Raw genomic sequence first — 17,855 nt, 5'->3', positions numbered from 1 at the left:
CACGTCATCGATAACCTGCGCGGGCAGGCGAGGGTTCCGTCCCGTCAGATGCCGAGCAGGCATGGCAGGGACGAGGCCAGCAGCGCGAGGCCGGACAGGGTCAGCAAGGTCAGCACGATGCGGCGGAAGGCCTGTTCGCTGATACCGATATAGAGCTTCCCGCCGAGCAGCGAGGGAATCAGCATCGCCGGCGCGACGATGGCGAAGGCCGGCCACATCTCGCGCGTGACGTTCCCGGCCAGGACATAGCCGAGCATGGTCGCGGCGAGCATGGTCAGGTTGAAGTTCTGGACGATCGAGCGCTGCGCGTCCTTGTCCATGCGGCGCAAGCTGCACCACAGCGTCGGCAGGACGCCGGTGAAGCCGCCGAAGCCGCCCATGATGCCGCCGCCGAGCCCGATCGCGCCGTCGGTCAGGCGCCCGCCGAAGCGGACCGGCGGCAGATGCGGGGCGAACAGCATGATCGGGCACCAGACCGCCAGCAGGATGCCGAGCCCGGCCTTGAACAGGTTCGGCTCGACCAGCGGCAGCAGCAGGACGCCGACCGGGATGCCGGCGAGGCCGCCGAGCAGGAAGGGCCAGAGCCGGGCGACGTCGAAGCCGCGGCGCACCGTGACGGCCGCGATCGACTGGCCGGTCAGACCGCCGAACACGGCCATCACCGCGGCGAGCTTGGGATCGAGCGTCCAGGCCCAGACCGACATGGCGACGAGGCTGAAGGCGAAGCCCGAGAGGCCCTGCACGAAGCCTGCGAGAGCGGCGCCGAGCACGAGGCTGAGGATGGTCGGGGTGTCCATGAGGCGACCTGATCGATCACTTGCATCGATAGTCCAGCGCTGGTCCTCCCTGGCGACCAAAGGGAGACCCGGGACCTATGCCTGAGCTTGTCCGATAGAAGCTCAGGCATGGGTCCCGGATCGGCGCCGCTTCGCGGCTTGTCCGGGATGACACGCGGAAAAAAAACGGAGTGAGGAGCTACTTCTTCGCTTCCGGCTTGGCCGGCGGGTTCGGGTCTTTGGAGAAGCTGCGGAAGACCATGTCGGGCGAGGAGGTGTTGTGACGCGAATGGGTGGTGCGGCCCATCCAGACATCGGTCGCCTTGCCGCCGGTGAAGGGCATCAGCGCCTCTTCGCGCCAGCCCTTGGCGCCGGGCTCGCGGATGGCGATGCGGGCGACGTCGTTGTTGAACTCGGTGACATACATCGAGCGCAGCGCGGCGAAGGCCTTGCCGCCGGTCACCGGCTTGTCGAGCACGGCGTCGAGCACCATGCGGTTCTCGTCGACGCTGTCGAGCTTCAACGTACCGGAGGAACCATCCTTGAAGGCGAGGTTGAAGGAGAGCGTCTTGGGGTCGAAGGCGATCTCCTTGATGTTGACAACCGGCCGGGCGCCGTCCTGCTCGACCGGGCCGAACAGGAAGGAGGAGCCATAGGCGGCGGCCGAGAGCTGCTGCGGCGGCAGTGGCCGGACGCGCCAGTAGCCGTCCTGCGGATAGACGACCAGCACTTCATAGGAGCCGGTCTTGCCGAGCTTCCAGAGCTGGACGAGATGCAGCCCCTTCTCGACGCGGTCGCCGACGCGGAAGGTCGTCTCGGCCGGGCGCCAGAAGCTCTCGAACGTGTAGCCGACCAGCCAGTACTCGATGCTCTCGTAGAAGGTGATGCGCTGCGGCGGCACCGGCGCCTTGTGGACGGGATCGCCGCTCATGTCGCAATCGGTCCAGTCGGCATCCCAGTTGTCGCGCAGCAGGCCGGCGATATAGGCCGGGTGCGCCGCCTCGATGCGGAAGCGCCTGACCTCGGGTGAGATCGCCTTGATGGTGACGTTGTCCTTCTCGGCGCAGAGCACCGGCTCCGACTCGTTCTTGACCTCGACGGCGACATCGCCGGCGGCATGAGCCGCGAAGGCGGTCAGCAGGAGCGTTACGGAGATGGCGAACGGGCGAACGAGAGCGAGCATGGTCATCCTTGGCCGGTTGCGTTCGTGGTCAGCCTGGGCAGTGCAAGATGAACGCAGGCTGAGCCGGGTGATAAAGCCGATGCGCTTGCGAAGAAAGCGCGACACCATGGCAGCTTCCGCAATCGGCGCGGGCAAGGCCAGATTGCTGTTGCGTGAGGCGCGCCCTGCGACCCCCACGAGCCGGACCGCCTTCGATGCAGAACTATCTGATCGCCGCCGGCGTGCTGATGATCCTGATCGGCATCGCCCATTCCGTCATCGGCGAGATCCTGATCTTCCGGCAATTGCGGGCGGGGGCGATCGTGCCGCTGCTCGCTCCGCCGCCGCTGCGCGAACGGCATTTGCGTATCCTCTGGGCCAATTGGCACCTGACTTCGATGCTGGGCTGGGGATTGGCGGCGTTGCTGATCCTGATCGCGGTGGCGCCCGATCCGTCGTCGCATGCCCTGCATGTGCGGATCATCGCGATCGCGACCCTCGCCGGTTCGCTCCTCGTGCTCTCCGCGACCAGAGGACGGCATCCCGGCTGGTTCGGCCTGCTCGTCGCGGCCGGGCTCGCCTGGCTCGGGCCGAGCAGCGCCTAGGAGCGGTCAGCGCGACAGCAGCGCGTAGACGTCGCCGGAGTTGGCCTCGTGTGGGAGGCCGCGGAGATAGCTACCCATATCCTCAGCATCGACCGCTTCAGGGAAGACGAGCTGCTGGTTCTCGCCGAGCGCGACGTTGAAACGATAGGGGCCGAGCGCCGCGAGCCGGGCGAGGCAGGCTTCGGCCACATCGCGCTGGATCGTGGTGAACTCGAAGGAGAGCGCCGGCGGCGTCTGCGAGAGGCCGGCGAGGACATGCGCCTCGAAGCCCTCGACATCGATCTTGATGAAGGCCGGCAGGCCGTGCTCGGCCACCAGCGCATCGAGCGTGGTGCAGGGCACGGTGAGTTCGCGATCCCAGACCTGCTCGCGCCAGCCGTCCTGGTTGTGGGCGGCATCGACGAACTCGCCCGAAAGCGTCGAGACGGTGGGGTTGGCGCTGTTGATCCGGAGCGTCGCGGTGCCCTCGCTGTCGCCGCAGGCTGCCGCGACCAGCGCCACCTTGGGATCGCGGCCATGGATCAGGCGCAGGGCCCTGGCCGGGCCGGGTTGCGGTTCCAGCGCCACGACGCGGGCGCCCAACCTGCGGAAAGAGGAGATGCGGTCGCCGACATGGGCGCCGATGTCGAAGGCGAGATCACCGGCTCTGAGGAAGCGGGCATAGAGCGAATCCATCGCGACCTTGCGGACATGGTCGCCGTGATAGACGCGCAGCGAGCGCGACAGGCTTTTCGCCGTGCCCTTGGGATAGGCGACCGGCTTCATCGCGCCTTGCCGCCCTGAATCGCGACGATCTCGGCCGGCGGGTCGAAATCCTCGGGGATGCCGCAGAGGCCGGTGCGGACGAAGAAGGCGCCCAGTGTCGGCGCCGCGGTCAGCATGGCGAAGGGGATGGCGAGGATGTAGCCGGCGGTCAGCGGCAGCGACCAGATCAGCACGGTCGGCGACAGCACGGCGAGCGTGCCGAAGATGTAGAGCCCGAACAGCAGATGCGGCCAGAGGCCGACGAAGGCGGTGGCGAAAGAGAGGGCATGGGCGTCGCGGGCCTGGCCGTTCCAGCCGATCTTCGCCTTGCCGAAAGCGAGGCCGATCATGAACAGCGTCGTCCGGAAGGTCGAGACTGCGCCCTGCAGGAAGGCGAAGACGATCTCGATCAGCGAGGAGGCGATGAAGCGCGCCGTGCCGCCATAACGCTGCGTGCCCCCCCTGGTCAGCAGGATGTCGGCGAAGCCGGCGAGCTTCGGCGACAGGTACATCGCGAAGAACAGAACGTAGAGGAAGGCGGCGGAGCCGGCCGGGTAGTCGGCGATGCCGCGATCCTCCAGCACCTTCAGTGGCAGGAGCGCGATCATCAGGGTCCAGGCCGGCAGGCCGATGAACATCAGGATCGCCCAGGCGAGCTGGAAGCGGCTCATCGCCTTCAGGCCGGGGATGTCCATGATCTTGAGATACTGCAGATTGCCGAGGCACCAGCGCAGGTCGCGCCGGGCGAATTCGAGCATGGTCGGCGGGTTCTCCTCCCAGCTGCCGGCCTCGACCGGGAGCACCCGGACCTCGTAGCCGGCGCGGCGCATCAAGGTCGCCTCGACCTGGTCGTGGCTCATGATGGGGCCACCGAGCGGCGGCCCGCCCGGCACGGTCGGGAGGTGGCAGTGATCGCGGAAGGGCGCGATCCGTACCATGGCATTATGGCCCCAGAACGGGCCGCACTCGCCGATCCACCAGGCCGAGCCCATGGTGTAGGGCCGCATGCCGTGGCGCATGCCGAACTGGAAGATGCGGGCAAAGGCCGACTTGCTGGGCATGCCGACGACCAGGCTCTGCAGGATGCCGAGCCTGGGATAGGCCTGCATCATCCGGGCGAGCTTCACGATGGCGTCACCTGACATGACGGAGTCGGCGTCGAGCGGCAGCATCAATTCGTAGCGATCGCCCCAGCGCTCGCAGAAATCGCGGACATTGCCGGCCTTGTAGCCGGCATTGTCGCTGCGGCGGCGGTAGATGATGGTGCAGTCCTCGCCGGCGTCGCGGGAGAGCTCGGCCGCGAGCGCCGCCTCCTGCGCCGCGACCGCGGGGTCGTTGGTGTCGGACAGCACGAAATAATCGAACCAGCTGCCTTCGCCGGTGGCATTGAGGCTTTCCTTGACGATACGCAGCCGCGCAAAGGCGCGAGCCGGGTCTTCGTTGCGCAGCGTCATCAGCACGGCAGTGCGCACCGCGAGCGGCGTTTGGGCTTCGCCGGCAACGGCGAAGGGCGCGACCTGATCGAGCCCATCCTGCGCGCCATGCAGCAGCCAGAGCCCGATCGCGGCGTTCCAGAAGCCCAGCACGGTCCAGGGCGCGCCGAACAGGAAGGCGATGAAGATCGCGATGTCGGCGAGGCTCCAGCCGCCGGCCGAAAGCACGTGGGCGAGGCCCCAGAGCAGGGCCGCCAGCGTCACGAGGTTCAGGCCGGCAACGAGCAAGCGCCGCGCCCGCAGGGTCGAAACCGGCTGCAGGCCAGCCGGCGTCAGCCCGATGTCCTCTTGCGCCGCCGCCTGGAACGTGGTCGGAGCGGGGCGCTGGTTCATGGCGGTTTCCGTCATGGGTCCATCAGGCTGGCGGGGAACGGCGCGGAGGGCGATGCGTGGTAAAGCCGGCAATTGCAAGTGAAGCAAGCGCAGAGACGCAGGCGACCGCGCTCTGGTATACGGCGACGCGTGAATGCGTCCTGAACATCGAAGAGCTGCCGGCACCCGGGCCGGACGAATGCCTTGTCCGCACGCTCTGGAGCGGGATCAGCCGTGGCACCGAGCGGCTGGTGTTCGAGGGCCGCGTGCCCGAGAGCGAATATGAGCGCATGCGGGCCCCTCTCCAGCAGGGCGCCTTCCCGTTTCCGGTGAAGTACGGCTACTGCACCGTCGGGATGGTGGATGCGGGACCTGCTGACCTGCTTGGCCGGACGGTGTTCTGCCTGCATCCGCATCAGGATCGCTTCATCGTGCCGGCGGATCGCGTGACCCCGCTGCCTGAGGGGCTTCCGGGGAGGCGCGCCGTGCTCGCCGCCAATATGGAAACCGCGCTCAACGCGCATTGGGACGCTGGCTCCGGCCCGGCCGATCGCATCGTCGTGGTCGGCGGCGGCGTGCTCGGCCTGCTCGTGGCGTATATCGCGGCCGGGCTGCCGGGCGCGGAGGTGACGCTGGTCGATCTCGACGAGAGCCGCGCCGGGCTCGCGCAGGCGCTCGGCTGCCGCTTTGCGCTGCCGGCGGACTGTCCGCAGGATGCCGATCTTGTCTTCCACGCCAGCGCGAGCGCCGGCGGCCTCGCGACCGCGATCGATGCGGGCGGATTCGAGGCACGGATCGTCGAACTAAGCTGGTATGGCGAGGGTAGCGTTGCCGCTCCGCTCGGCGGCGCCTTCCATGCCCGCCGCCTGCAGCTCGTCTCCTCGCAGGTCGGGCAAGTCTCGCCCTCGCGGCGGGCGCGCTTCGGCTATGCCCGCCGCATGCAGGCGGCGCTCGCCTTGCTGGCGGATGAGCGGCTCGATGCGCTGATCACCGACGAGATCGCCTTCCTAGAGGCGCCGGCGCGCCTGCCGGCCCTGTTCGCCGGCGCAGGGCTGACCGCCGTCCTGCGCTATTGACGCCGCGCCCCGGCCTTCGCCAAGACTGCGGCCGCTGAAGGAGACTGCCCCATGTTTTCCGTCGAAGTCCGTGACCGCATCATGATCGGCCATTCGCTGCCCGATCCGTTCTTCGGCCCGGCGCAGGCGATGCACGGCGCGACCTTCGTCGTCGACGTCGCTTTCTTCCGCGAGAACCTCACCCGCCAGAACGTCGTGGTCGACATCGGCGCGGCGCTGACCGTGCTGAACGAAACGCTGAAGCCGCTGAACTACAAGAATCTCGACACGCTGCCGCAATTCGAGGGCGTGCTGACCACCACCGAATTCCTCTGCAAATACATCTTCGACGCGATGGCCCTGGCGGCCCGCACCGGCAAGCTCGGGGCGGATGCGGCCGATCTCGCCAGAATCCGCGTCACCCTGCACGAGACCGATCTGGCGCGGGCGAGCTACGAGGGCGCGCTCGGGTGAGTGCCGCTTCGATAGCGGGCGCAGATGGCGCGACAGGCTCTCTCCCCCGGAACGGGGGAGAGGTGGAGAGAGGGCCTGCGCCAACTTTCAAAGGTCAGCGCTGCCCCCTCCCAACCCTCCCCCGTTCCGGGAGAGGGCTTGGCGTTGCGCCTCATCCGGGCCACGCGCCGTGAGCGAGATCGTCTTCGCCATTCCCGGCGATCTCTCTCTGCCGACCGGCGGCTATGCCTATGACCGGCGGCTGCTCGCGGAATGGCGCGAGATGGGCGTCGCGGCGCGGCATCTGCCTCTGCCGGGCAGTTTCCCCAACCCGGGCGAGGCCGAGCTCGCCGAGACCGGGCAGGCGATCCTGTCGTCCCCTCATGACAGCGTGCTGCTGATCGACGGGCTCGCCTATGGCGCCTTCCCGGAAGGGATCGCGGCCGGGCTCGCAGGACGCGTCGTCGCGCTGGTGCATCACCCGCTCGGGCTGGAGACCGGGCTGTCGCCGGTGCAGGCGGCCGAGTTCGTCAGGCGGGAGACGGCGGCCTTGCGCTATGCGGCGGCTGTCGTCGTCACCAGTGAGACGACCAAGCGGCTGCTCGTCGCCGATTTCGGCGTGCCTGCGGAGAAGATCACTGTGGCCGAGCCGGGCGTCGATCCGGCGGAGCGGGCGGCCGGTTCCGGTGGCGAGACCGTGGAGTTGCTGGCCGTCGGCTCGCTCGTGCCGCGCAAGGGCTATGACGTCCTGATCGCGGCGCTGGAAGGGCTGACCGGCAAACCGTGGCGCCTGACCATCGTCGGCGCCGATGATCGCGCACTGGGCACCACCACTGCTTTGAAGACCCAGATTGCCGCCGCCGGCCTGTCCGAGCGGATCAGGCTCGCCGGCACGCTCGAACAGGCCGAGCTCGACGCCGCCTATGCCAAGGCCGATCTCTTCGTCATGCCCTCGCTGTTCGAGGGCTATGGCATGGTGCTGACCGAGGCGCTGGCGCGCGGCCTGCCGATCCTGTGCACCACGGGCGGCGCAGCGGCTGAGACGGCTCCCGACGAGGCCGCATTGAAGGTGCCGCCGGGCGATGTCGCCGCCCTGCGGGCCGGGCTGGCGCAATTGCTGGATGATGCGAATGAACGACGGCAACGTGCCGATGCCGCCTGGCGGGCGGCGAGCACATTGCCGCGCTGGCGAGAGACTGCGACGATTATCGCCGAGGTCTGTGCGAAGGTGTCCCCATGAGCGGATTCTCCCCCGATTGGCTCGCTTTGCGTGAACCGGCCGACCATGCCGCGCGCAATCCGCAGGTGTTGGCGGCGGTCGGTTCGACCTTTTCAGGCAAGCAATCGCTGTCGATCATCGACCTCGGCAGCGGTGCCGGCTCCAATCTACGTGGCAGCTACAGCGTGCTGCCGGCGCGCCAGCACTGGACGCTGGTCGATGCCGACAGTCGCCTGCTCTCGGTGGCGCGGCGCAAGCTCGCGCAATGGGCCGACGAGGCGCAGGAGCAGGGCGAGGAGCTCGTGCTGCGCAAGGACGACAAGACTCTGACGGTCGACTTCCGGCAGGTGGACCTGACCAAGGAGCTCGAATGGGTGCTCGGCTGGCAGCCGGACCTGGTGACGGCCGCGGCGCTGTTCGATCTTGCCTCGGCGCGCTGGCTCGAGCGCTTCGTCGCCTCGCTCGTCAGCATGCGTTTGCCGCTCTATACCGTGCTGACCTATGACGGGCGCGAGAGCTGGCAGCCGGCGCATCCGGAAGACCAGCGCATGCTCACGGCCTTCCATCATCACCAGCGCGGCGACAAGGGCTTTGGCCCGGCCGCTGGCCCAGAGGCTACCGAGGCGCTGGCGCAGGCTTTTCGCAAGGCCGGCACGGCAGTCACGGTCGGCGAGAGCCCATGGCAGCTTGGCGCCGATCATGCCGATCTCGTTCGGGAACTGGCGGCCGGTATCGCCGCGGCGGTGACCGAGACCGGCCATGTCTCCCCGGATGCGGTCGCGAACTGGCTGGAGGCAAAGCGCGGCGCGTCCGTGACCATCGGCCATCAGGACCTCTGGGCACGCCCCGTCTGAAGCCGGCGCCATTGCCAACCGCGCCGAATTCGGCCATGCCGCGAACCCGACCATGACCTCGCTTCCCCTCACCATCCGCCAGGAACTTCCGGGCGACGCCGCGGCGATCGAGCGCCTGCACGAGCGCGCCTTCGGGCCGGGCCGCTATGCCCGCACCGCCTCGCGTCTGCGCGAAGGTGCGCCGCATGATCCGGCATTGTCCTTCGCCAGCCATGTCGGCACCTTCCTGGTCGGCTCGGTCCGGGTGACGCCGATCCTTGCCGGCGGCGGGCCGGGGCTGATGCTCGGGCCGCTCACTGTCGATCCCGCCTTCGAGGGCCGCGGCATCGGCGCTGCGCTGATGAACGCCGCGATCGAGGCGGCGCGCGAGCACGGCCACGAGTTGATCCTGCTGGTCGGCGATGCGCCCTATTATGCCCGCTTCGGCTTCAAGCCGGTGAAGCCCGGCCATCTCGTCCTGCCGGGGCCGGCCGATCCCGGGCGCTTCCTGGCGCTGGAGCTGAAGGACGGGGTGCTGGCGCAGCGTAGCGGCGCGGTGGCGGCGCTGCGCTGATCGCGGTGTCATTCTCGGGCGCAGCGAAGCGCAGACCCGAGAATCTCATGATGAGAAGGCGCTGACCGGAGCCTATTCCGGCCTGAGATGGTCGGCTCAAGGCCGACGATGACGTGCGCCCATTACGCCTCGCGCTTGAACCTGCGTCCGCTCTCGCCAATCCAGCCTGCGACCAGCGCCCCGAACAGGATGGCGAGGCCGATCAGCCCGACGAAGAGCGGCGAGATCGAGACGCCGCGGACGATGCCGGAATCGCTGATGCGCAGGCCGATCCAGTCGGCGCCCGCGAACTGCCGGCCGGAACGCACCGGCACGATACGCGGGATGGTGACGCCGGAATCGCCCTCATGCCCGATCCGGCGCGAGGAACCGCCGGTCGCCTCGGCCAGCGCCTGGAGCTTGGTAGGATCGCTGACGACCTCCATCAGCTCGCGCGGGTTCTCCGGCCCGACGCTGGCGAAGGCGGTGAGGTTCTCGGTGGTGATCTTGTGCAGGCCGAATTCGCTCGCCGCGGTGCGGGCGACGAAGAGGCCGGGGCGCCCGGCCTCGAAGGGCACGGTGCGGACCGAGCCGTCGGGCGCGGTGATCGTCGCCGGAGCGGGATTGTCGCTGAGCGTCTGACGCTCGATCTCGATATTGCGGCCGCGGGCGCTGGCGCGCAGGGCCTCTTCCTCGAGATCCGGCTCCTTCATCAGCCAGTGGCCGAGCCGGCGCAGCAGGTCGAGATGCGGGCCGCCATCGCGGAAGCCGCGGGCCCAGAGCCAGGCATGATCGGAGAGGAAGAGTGCGACGCGGCCCTTCTGCTCGCGCGCCAGCAGCAAGAGCGGACGCTCGCCGGGGCCGGTCATGACGGTCGAGCCCGAGCGGGCGCGGGCGCCGACCAGGCGCAGCCACTCGCCCCAGCGCGGCGGCTCGGTTTCGGAGCCGGGCAGGTCGCGGGTCACCGGGTGGCGCTTGCCAGGCTCGCTGACGCGGGCGCGATAGGCCTCGTCGAAGACGCTGCCATCGGGCTGCGCCGGCAGGATCTGGCCGAGCGGGGTGCGCGCCAGCGACTGGGCGCCGGAATATTCCGGCCCGGCTGCGATCAAGAGGGCGCCGCCGTCGCGGACATAGCGGACGATGTTGTCGAAATAGACCAGCGGCAGGATCGACTGGTTGGCGTAGCGGTCGAAGATGATCAGGTCGAAATCCTTGATCTTGACCTGGAACAGCTCGCGCGTCGGGAAGGCGATCAGCGAGAGCTCGTTGATCGGCGTGCCGTCCTGCTTCTCCGGCGGGCGCAGGATGGTAAAATGGACGAGATCGACATTGGCGTCGGCCTTGAGCAGGTTGCGCCAGGTCCGCTCGCCCGGATGAGGCTCGCCGGAGACCAGCAGCACCCGCAGCTTGTCGCGCACGCCATCGATGGTGATGACGGCGCGGTTGTTGGCGAGCGTCAATTCGTTGTCGAGCGGCGCTGCTTCGATCTCGATGACGTTAGGACCGCCGCGATCGATGCGGACCGGAACCTGGATCGTCTGGCCGGCTATCGCCTCGCGCCGCGCGATGATCTCGCCGTCGCGGCGCACCGTGATCGCGGCGCGGCCCGGCCCACCCTTCTCGACGACGCGCAGGCGGACATTCTGCTCCTTGCCGACGATGCCGAAGCGCGGCGAATCGACCAGCACGATGCGCCGGTCGATCTCGCGCTCGCGGCCGGTGGTCAGCACGTGCAGCGGGGCGCGCAGGCCGAGTGCTTCGGCAGTGGCCGGCGCGTCATGGGCGAGGCCGTCGCTGAGCACGATCGCGCCGGCGACACGCTCGGAGGGCACGTCGGCGAGGCCGGAGGCGAGCGCCTCGAACAGGCGGGTGCCGTCGCCGGCGCCCTGCTGGTCGGTGACTTCGATCGTCCGTGTCTCCACACCGGAGACGCCGCGCAACTGCCGCTCGACCTCGGCCTGGGCTGCTTGCGTCTGCTGCGAGCGGTCGGCGAGGCGGTTCGAAGCGGATTTGTCGACGACGACGGCGACGACGTCCTTGACCGGCTCGCGATCCTCGAAGACGAGCGAGGGGTCGGCGAGGGCGATGGCCAGCACGGCGAGTGCCAGGGCACGCAGGATCGCGCCGCGTCCGGCCAGCATCAACGCCATGCCGGCGGCGACCGCGGCCAGGACGGCGAGGCCGATCAGCAGCGGCAGCGGGACGAGCGGGGCGAAGGTCAGGCTCCACATCAGCCTGGAATCCTCTCGTTCAGCGCCTCGGCATCAGCCATGAGGTACGGGAGCCCTCTCCCGGAACGGGGGAGGGTTGGGAGGGGGCTGGCGCTGGGCGGCGTCGAGCAGGCCCCCTCTCTATCTCTCCCCCTGAAGGGGGAGAGGACCTGTCGCGGTTCCCGTGCGAGATACACCATCACTGCCCCAGCCTCTCCAGCAGGGCCGGGACATGGACCTGGTCGGCCTTGTAGTTGCCGGTCAGCGCGTACATCACGAGATTGACGCCGGCGCGCAGCGCCATCTCGCGCTGGCGGGGATCGGAGCCGGACATCGGCACCATCGCCTCGCCTCGCCGCCCGACGGCCCAGGCGGAGGCAAGATCGTTCGAGGTGATCACGATCGGTGAGACGTTGTCGCCGGCGCGCGCGGGCCGGCGGCCGTCCTCGCTGGCGGGCGGGAGAACCTCTACCCAGGTGGTGCCGCTGTCATAGCGGCCGACGAAGCCGTCGAGGATGTAGAAGGTCTTGGTCAGGACGTGGTCGCGCGGGATCGGCTCGAGCTCGGGAATGTCGAGCGTCTGCAGCATGCGGCGCAGCTGATCGCCTTCCGCCGTGGTGCCGCCGCCCGGCCTTGTGCTCATGGCGTCGCGGGTGTCGAAGATCACCAGCCCGCCGCCCTTCATATAGGCCTCGACCTTGCGCAGCGTCTCGGCCGAAGGGATCGGCCGGCCGGCGACCACCGGCCAGTAGAGGATCGGGTAGAGCGCAAGCTCGTCGCGGGCGACGTCGACGCCGGCCGCCTCACCCGGCTCCAGCGCGGTGCGGGCGCCGAGCACGATGTTGAGCCCGGCCATACCGGCCTTCGACATGTCGTCGACCCCCCTGTCGCCGGTGAGGACATAGGCGAGCCGGGTGGCGCTCGCGGCGGTGACGAGATCGCGCGGCACCGGCGGGCGCTGTTGCTCGGCCGGTGGGGCAGGGGGCGCGGGCGTTTGCTGCGCCTGCGCAGCGTCCGGAGCGGGCACGGCGGCGAAAGCGACAGCGAGGAGCAGCACTGCGGGGGCCGCGCGGCGGAAGCGGGCGAGGTTCATCCGGCCTCCGAGCCAGAGCGTCGCCAGCGTGTCGGCGACGAGCAGGAGCAGCGCCAGCACGAGGAGCTGCGGGCGGATGTCGCGGGCTACCGGCTGGTCGATCGGCAGCATCGGCGCTCCCAGCGCGGCGAGGTCGAGCGCCGCCAGCGTGTCGGTGGAGCTGAGCGTGTTGACCGCCATGGCGCCGTCGGTCGGGCCATAGATGCCGGGCGGATGGGCGAGTGTGGCACGCCCGGCGAAGTTGCGCGCGACCGGCTGGGCCGTCGCCGGCGGTGAGCGGAAGGCGCCCTGGCCGTCGAGCACGCGGGTCGGCGACAGGGTCTCGACCCGGATCTCGCCGTTCTGCCCCTCGGCGGCGCTGGTGCCGGACATGGCGACGACCTTGCGCAGCATCTCGACGAAGAGGCCGGAGAGCGGCAGGTTCGACCAGGTCGTGTCGGCGGTGACATGGACCATGGCGAGCACGCCGTCGCCGCGGCGCTCGCCGGTGACGACCGGCGTACCGTCCTCCAGCGCCGCCCAGGTCTTGCGGGCAAGGTCTGGCTCGGGCTCGGCCAGGATCTGGCGGGTGACGCGGACATCCTCGGCGAGAGACGAGCCGAAGAACGGGCTTTCGCGGGTGAAGGGCGCGAGCTTGCGCGGCGTCTCCCAGGACAGGCCGCCGCCGAGCGTGCGGCCGCCGCGGCGCAGGCGCACCGGCGTCAGCTCGTCGGAGGAAGCGGCGAGCCGGGCTCCGGCGAAGCGCAGCAATACGCCGCCGCGCTCGACGAAGGTCGAGACCTTGGCGGCGGTGTCGCCGTCGAGCGCGCCGATATCGGCGAGGATCAGCACGGAGAGGTTTTGCGCCAGCAATTCGCCGACCGGGTCGGTCGAGCCGGCGCGGGGCTCGCGGATCTCGGCGAAGGGCGACAGAGCGCGCGAGACGTAATAGGTCGGCGAGAGCAGCGGCTGGGCGGTGTCGGCGGTGGCGCCCGAGACGATGCCGACGCGGCGGCGCTTGGCCCGGTCGTCGAGCAGAGCGACTGCGCCGGCGCTGCGCTCGCCGGTGATCTCGAGCCGCGAGACGGCGTTGCGGACCTCGATCGGCAGGGTCAGGCGTGCGGTGGTCTCGAGCTCGTTGCCGCCAAAGACGAAGGGGGCATCGCCGAGCGGCAGGCCCTTGAGGTCGAGCGCGCGGACCTGGCCGCTCGCGGCGGCATTGGTCGTCGGGCGCAGCACCTTGACGGTCAGCGCGCCGGCGAGGTTCTCGGGGGCAGCGAGGGCGCGCTGATCGGCCGGGCCGGCATGGATCGAGAGCCGGTTGGCGCCGGCCTCCTGCTTCAGCCGGGCAAGGAAATCGGCATCGCCGCCGCCGATGCCGAGCCCGTCGGCGACCCAGACCGTCTCGGCCTGGGGCTGGGCGCGCCAGAAGGCTTCGAGCCGCTGGAGATGGGCGCTGCGATCAGGTGCATGCGGCTGCAGGCCGAGTGCACGCAGGCGTTCGAGTGCGCCTTGCGGCTCGGCGAGCGCGATCTCGGCGGGCGCCTCGGCGAGGCCGACGACGGCGACGGGTCGGCCTTCGCGCCCCGCGGCCATGATGCGGCTCTCGGCGATGGCCTGGCGTTCCAGCCAGTCGGTCGCGGCCCCGAAGCCGTTGTCTACGAGGAGCAGCAGCGGGCCGCGCAAGGCGGCAGCATCGCGCACCGGATTCCAGATCGGGCCAGCGACGGCGAGGATCGCCAGAGCGGCCACCGCCATGCGCAGCGCCAGCAGCCACCAGGGCGTATGTGCCGGCGTCTCCCGCTGGGGAATCAGGTCGCGCACGATCTTGAGCGGCGGGAAGTCGATGCGCTTCGGCCGCGGCGGCGTCACCCGCAGGATCAGCCAGAGCACGGGGAGCAGGGCGAGCGCGATCAGGGCCAGTGGCGCGGAAAAGGCGATCGGCAGCGATGAGAGCATCGTCCGTTCTCCCTCAACCCGCCGGGCCGCCGCGCGAGGCGGCGATCAGGCTGGCGATGCGCAGCACGCCTTCGCTGGCCGGACGGTCGGTCCGGTGCAGGGTCAGCGTCCAGCCGGCATGGCGACAGGCTTGACCGATGGCGTCGCGATGGGCCTGCAGCCGCTCGCGATAATCCTCGCCCCATTTGCCAGCGTCGCCGACCCGCAATGTCAGGCCGTCCTCGAGGTCGAACAATTCGGCCTGGCCGGAGAACGGGAAGGTCTCCTCGATCGGGTCGGCGATGAGCAGGATATGGCCCCTGGCGCCGCTGCTCGCCAGCGTGGCGATGCGCCTGGCGAGCGCTGCCGCCGGCGTCAAACCGTCGGTGATCAGGATCGCGTCGGCGAGGCGCGGCAGCGGCTCGTCCGGCGGCAGGTCGGCCTCGCCATTGCGGCGGTCGGCGAGGATCGCCTGAGCCAGCAATTCGACGATGCGGCGCGAGGCCATCGGACGGGTGAGGCCGAGATGGCCGACACGCTCGCCGCCCTCGACAAGCGTCTCGGCCAAAGCGAAGCCGGCGATCAGCGCGCGGTCGACCTTGCTGGACTGGGCGAGAGAGGAGGAAAAGCCCATCGAGGCCGAGCGGTCGATCCAGAGCCAGATCGCGTGCGAGGCTTCCCACTCCCGTTCCCTGACGAAGAGATGGCCGTCTCTTGCCGAGCGGCGCCAGTCGATGCGCGAGGCGGACTCGCCGGTGACCAGCGGCCGATACTGCCAGAAGGTCTCGCCGGGGCCGGAGCGCCGGCGGCCATGGATGCCGTGCACGCTGGCCGAGACCCGCCGCGCCTCCAGCACCAGCCTGGGCAGGCGCGCGGCAAGATCGAGCGAAGCCTTGAGGACCGGCTGGCCCGGCTGGCGCTCGGATTGGCCGAGGACGCGCGTGCGCAGCATCAGACTGTCCTCAACCCAGACGCTCCACCAGCTTGGCGACGACGCCCTCGACCGTCTCGCCGTCGGCGCGAGCGGCGAAGGTCAGCGCGATACGATGCTTCAGCACGGGCGCGGCGAGGGCGGCGACATCGTCGATCGACGGTGCGAGCCGGCCTTCGACGAGGGCGCGGGCGCGGGCGGCGAGCGTCAGCGCCTGGCTGGCGCGCGGACCGGGGCCCCAGGCGAGCTTGTCGGTGATCGCCTTATCGCCGTCGCCGGGACGAGCCGAGCGGACGAGGTCGAGGATGGCGTCGACCACGGCCTCGCCGACCGGCAGGCGGCGAACCAGGCGCTGCGTCGACATCAGGGTCTCGGCCGTCATTGCCTGGACCGGCTTGTGCTCGCTGGCGCCGGTGGTCTCGAGCAGGATGCGGCGCTCGGCCTCGCGATCGGGATAGCCGACGTCGATCTCCAGCAGGAAGCGGTCGAGCTGGGCTTCCGGCAGCGGATAGGTGCCTTCCTGCTCGATCGGGTTCTGGGTGGCGAGCACATGGAAGGGCGCCGGCAGGTCGTGGCGCTCGCCGGCGACGGTGACGTGGTGCTCCTGCATCGCCTGCAGCAGCGCCGACTGGGTGCGCGGCGAGGCGCGGTTGATCTCGTCGGCCATCAGCAGCTGGGCGAAGACCGGGCCCTTGATGAAGCGGAAATGGCGCTTGCCGCCCTCGCTCTCGTCGAGCACTTCGGAGCCGAGAATGTCGGAGGGCATCAAATCGGGCGTGAACTGGACGCGGCGGGCCGAAAGGCCGAGCACCGTGCCCATCGCCTCGACCAGCTTGGTCTTGGCAAGGCCTGGCACGCCGACGAGCAGGCCGTGGCCGCCGGCGAGCAAAGTGATCAGCGAGAGATCGACGACCTTCTGCTGGCCGAAGATGACCTGGCCGATCTCGGTGCGGGCGGCGCCGATGGCGGCCAGCGCCGCCTCCGCCGCCTCGACGACGCCGGTGTCGAGATTGATCGGGGCGTTTGCATCACGGGCTTGCGCCACCATGTCGATCTCCTTCAGCTTCGCGCTCGCGCGGCCTTGCTGTGCGATTCCAGACTCTGACCCTCGCGGGGAACATGCTCAAGAGGCAGAGGGCGGCGGTGCACAACAGTCCGCTTCACGATTATGTAGAGTTCAAGGCGAGACAGCGAAGCAACCGGCATGCCGATGACGAAAGCGCGAGGTGACGTGACTGCCGAGGCCGCAAGCGCGATGAACCGCCTGCTGAGCGCGCTCGGCAGCGGCCCCGTGCGCGGGTTGCCGCCGGTCGAGCGCTGGAACCCGCCCTTCTGCGGCGATCTCGACATGCGTATCGCTGCTGATGGCACCTGGTTTTATTTGGGCACGCCGATCGGCCGGCCGGCGCTGGTCAAGCTGTTCTCCTCGGTGCTGAAGCGCGAGGGCGAGGATTACTTTCTCGTGACCCCGGTCGAGAAGGTCGGGATCAAGGTCGAGGACGCGCCACTCCAGGCGGTCGAGATGGCGGTAGAAGGCGAGGGCAATGCGCGCAGCATCGCCTTCCGGACCCACACCGACGATCTCGTCACCGTCGGCCCCGACAACGCCTTGCGCTTCGAGCGGGCTGCGAACGAGGGCGTCAAACCCTATGTGCATGTCCGGCGCGGGCTCTGGGCCCGGCTCACGCGGGCGCTGACCTATGATCTCCTGGCCCTCGGCGAGATCAGCGAGATCGACGGGCAGGCGCAGTTCGGCGTCGCTGCGGGAGGCGCCTTCCACGTCGTCGCGCCGGCCAGCGAGATCGAGGGGTTGTGATGCAGCATCCTGCCAAGCTTCTGGCGGAGACGGCCTTCTGGAATGGCGGCGACCTCGAAGCGCTGCTGCACCGCGCCTTACGGGCCGAGCCGCCCGCCCATGGCGACCTGATCGCGCGGCCGCGCGGCGATCACGATCTCCAGCCCGAACCGATCGACATCCCCGACGAGACGAGCGCGGTCGAGGCGGCTGTGCTGATTCCGATCGTGCTGCACCCAGGTGAGCCGACCGTGCTGCTGACCCAGCGCGCCGCGGCGCTGCGCAGTCATTCGGCACAGATCGCCTTCCCCGGCGGGCGTATCGACGCCAGCGACGGATCGCCGCTGGTCGCTGCGCTGCGCGAGGCGGAGGAAGAAGTCGGGCTGTCCCCCGGAAAGGTCAGGACAGTCGGCTATCTCGACGCCTATCTCACCGGCACCGGCTATCGCGTCACACCGGTGGTCGGGCTGGTCGAGCCGCCGCTGACGCTGACGATCAACCCGCACGAGGTCGACGAGGCCTTCGAGACGCCGCTCGCCTTCCTGCTCGACCCGGCCAATCATCAGCGCCATGGCCGCGAATTCCGCGGGCGCTATCGCACCTACTATGCGATGCCGCATGGCGATCGCTATATCTGGGGAGCGACGGCCGGCATGATCCGCAATCTCTACGAGCGCCTGGCCGGCTGAAACGAGAGACCGGGA

Annotated in this window: 16 protein-coding genes; 8 read left to right on the top strand and 8 right to left on the bottom strand. The window is 69.6% G+C overall.

Features of this window, described 5'->3' with window-relative positions:
- Window positions 1-44: 44 nt before the first annotated feature.
- Window positions 45-797: a sulfite exporter TauE/SafE family protein gene (locus BMZ69_RS08145; protein ID WP_092156063.1), complete on the bottom strand. Its 753-nt coding sequence runs from the start codon at window positions 795-797 to the stop codon at window positions 45-47.
- Between the two features lie 178 nt (window positions 798-975).
- Entirely contained in the window at window positions 976-1,959 is a 984-nt protein-coding gene (locus BMZ69_RS08140) for a hypothetical protein (RefSeq protein ID WP_244543268.1), read from the bottom strand.
- A gap of 194 nt (window positions 1,960-2,153) precedes the next feature.
- Between BMZ69_RS08140 and BMZ69_RS08135 the strand changes: the two genes are divergently transcribed.
- Window positions 2,154-2,543: a hypothetical protein gene (locus tag BMZ69_RS08135; RefSeq protein WP_210188005.1), complete on the top strand. Its 390-nt coding sequence runs from the start codon at window positions 2,154-2,156 to the stop codon at window positions 2,541-2,543.
- A 6-nt stretch (window positions 2,544-2,549) separates the two neighbouring features.
- Here BMZ69_RS08135 and BMZ69_RS08130 read toward each other — a convergent pair whose 3' ends face one another.
- Both BMZ69_RS08130 and mdoH read right to left on the bottom strand, forming a co-directional pair.
- The gene (locus BMZ69_RS08130; RefSeq protein ID WP_092156062.1) at window positions 2,550-3,308 is read right to left on the bottom strand and encodes an FkbM family methyltransferase; all 759 of its coding nucleotides are present in this window, start codon (window positions 3,306-3,308) and stop codon (window positions 2,550-2,552) included.
- On the bottom strand, window positions 3,305-5,113 hold the full coding sequence (gene mdoH, locus BMZ69_RS08125) for a glucans biosynthesis glucosyltransferase MdoH (RefSeq protein WP_244543267.1): 1,809 nt from the start codon (window positions 5,111-5,113) through the stop codon (window positions 3,305-3,307). Before mdoH ends, BMZ69_RS08130 begins: the two co-directional genes overlap by 4 nt.
- A 146-nt stretch (window positions 5,114-5,259) precedes the next feature.
- On the opposite strand from mdoH, the gene BMZ69_RS08120 reads away from it, so the two are divergent.
- The 5 genes from BMZ69_RS08120 (at window position 5,260) to BMZ69_RS08100 (ending at window position 9,226) form a co-directional block, all read left to right on the top strand.
- Window positions 5,260-6,168: a zinc-dependent alcohol dehydrogenase gene (locus BMZ69_RS08120; RefSeq protein ID WP_244543278.1), complete on the top strand. Its 909-nt coding sequence runs from the start codon at window positions 5,260-5,262 to the stop codon at window positions 6,166-6,168.
- A gap of 51 nt (window positions 6,169-6,219) precedes the next feature.
- The gene (locus BMZ69_RS08115) at window positions 6,220-6,621 is read left to right on the top strand and encodes a 6-pyruvoyl trahydropterin synthase family protein (RefSeq protein ID WP_092156060.1); all 402 of its coding nucleotides are present in this window, start codon (window positions 6,220-6,222) and stop codon (window positions 6,619-6,621) included.
- A gap of 169 nt (window positions 6,622-6,790) precedes the next feature.
- On the top strand, window positions 6,791-7,840 hold the full coding sequence (locus tag BMZ69_RS08110; protein WP_092156059.1) for a glycosyltransferase family 4 protein: 1,050 nt from the start codon (window positions 6,791-6,793) through the stop codon (window positions 7,838-7,840).
- Window positions 7,837-8,673 carry a hypothetical protein gene (locus tag BMZ69_RS08105; protein ID WP_092156058.1) on the top strand — a complete coding sequence of 279 codons (837 nt, stop codon included), beginning with the start codon at window positions 7,837-7,839 and terminating at the stop codon, window positions 8,671-8,673. Before BMZ69_RS08110 ends, BMZ69_RS08105 begins: the two co-directional genes overlap by 4 nt.
- Window positions 8,674-8,725: 52 nt before the next feature.
- Complete coding sequence (locus tag BMZ69_RS08100) at window positions 8,726-9,226, top strand: GNAT family N-acetyltransferase (RefSeq protein WP_092156057.1); 501 nt, start codon at window positions 8,726-8,728, stop codon at window positions 9,224-9,226.
- Window positions 9,227-9,348: 122 nt separating this feature from the next.
- Here the strand turns inward: BMZ69_RS08100 and BMZ69_RS08095 are convergent, their stop codons facing one another.
- From BMZ69_RS08095 to BMZ69_RS08080, 4 genes are all read right to left on the bottom strand, one after another.
- Entirely contained in the window at window positions 9,349-11,436 is a 2,088-nt protein-coding gene (locus tag BMZ69_RS08095; protein WP_092156056.1) for a hypothetical protein, read from the bottom strand.
- A 178-nt stretch (window positions 11,437-11,614) separates the two neighbouring features.
- Window positions 11,615-14,446, bottom strand: a complete 2,832-nt coding sequence (locus tag BMZ69_RS08090) for a DUF4159 domain-containing protein (protein WP_092156055.1) — start codon at window positions 14,444-14,446, stop codon at window positions 11,615-11,617.
- Window positions 14,447-14,459: 13 nt separating this feature from the next.
- Complete coding sequence (locus BMZ69_RS08085) at window positions 14,460-15,377, bottom strand: DUF58 domain-containing protein (RefSeq protein ID WP_092156054.1); 918 nt, start codon at window positions 15,375-15,377, stop codon at window positions 14,460-14,462.
- 10 nt (window positions 15,378-15,387) lie between these two features.
- Window positions 15,388-16,404: an AAA family ATPase gene (locus tag BMZ69_RS08080; protein ID WP_092156053.1), complete on the bottom strand. Its 1,017-nt coding sequence runs from the start codon at window positions 16,402-16,404 to the stop codon at window positions 15,388-15,390.
- Window positions 16,405-16,611: 207 nt separating this feature from the next.
- Between BMZ69_RS08080 and BMZ69_RS08075 the strand changes: the two genes are divergently transcribed.
- Both BMZ69_RS08075 and BMZ69_RS08070 read left to right on the top strand, forming a co-directional pair.
- Window positions 16,612-17,172, top strand: coding sequence for a DUF1285 domain-containing protein (locus BMZ69_RS08075; protein WP_244543277.1), 561 nt, complete (start codon window positions 16,612-16,614; stop codon window positions 17,170-17,172).
- The gene (locus BMZ69_RS08070) at window positions 17,172-17,840 is read left to right on the top strand and encodes a CoA pyrophosphatase (protein WP_092156052.1); all 669 of its coding nucleotides are present in this window, start codon (window positions 17,172-17,174) and stop codon (window positions 17,838-17,840) included. Before BMZ69_RS08075 ends, BMZ69_RS08070 begins: the two co-directional genes overlap by 1 nt.
- The last annotated feature ends 15 nt before the right edge of the window (window positions 17,841-17,855 follow it).

Origin of the sequence: Allobosea sp. CRIB-10, from assembly GCF_900112185.1 — a bacterium.
Taxonomy (GTDB): Bacteria; Pseudomonadota; Alphaproteobacteria; order Rhizobiales; family Beijerinckiaceae; genus Allobosea.
This window is presented reverse-complemented; position numbering and strand designations above follow the sequence as displayed.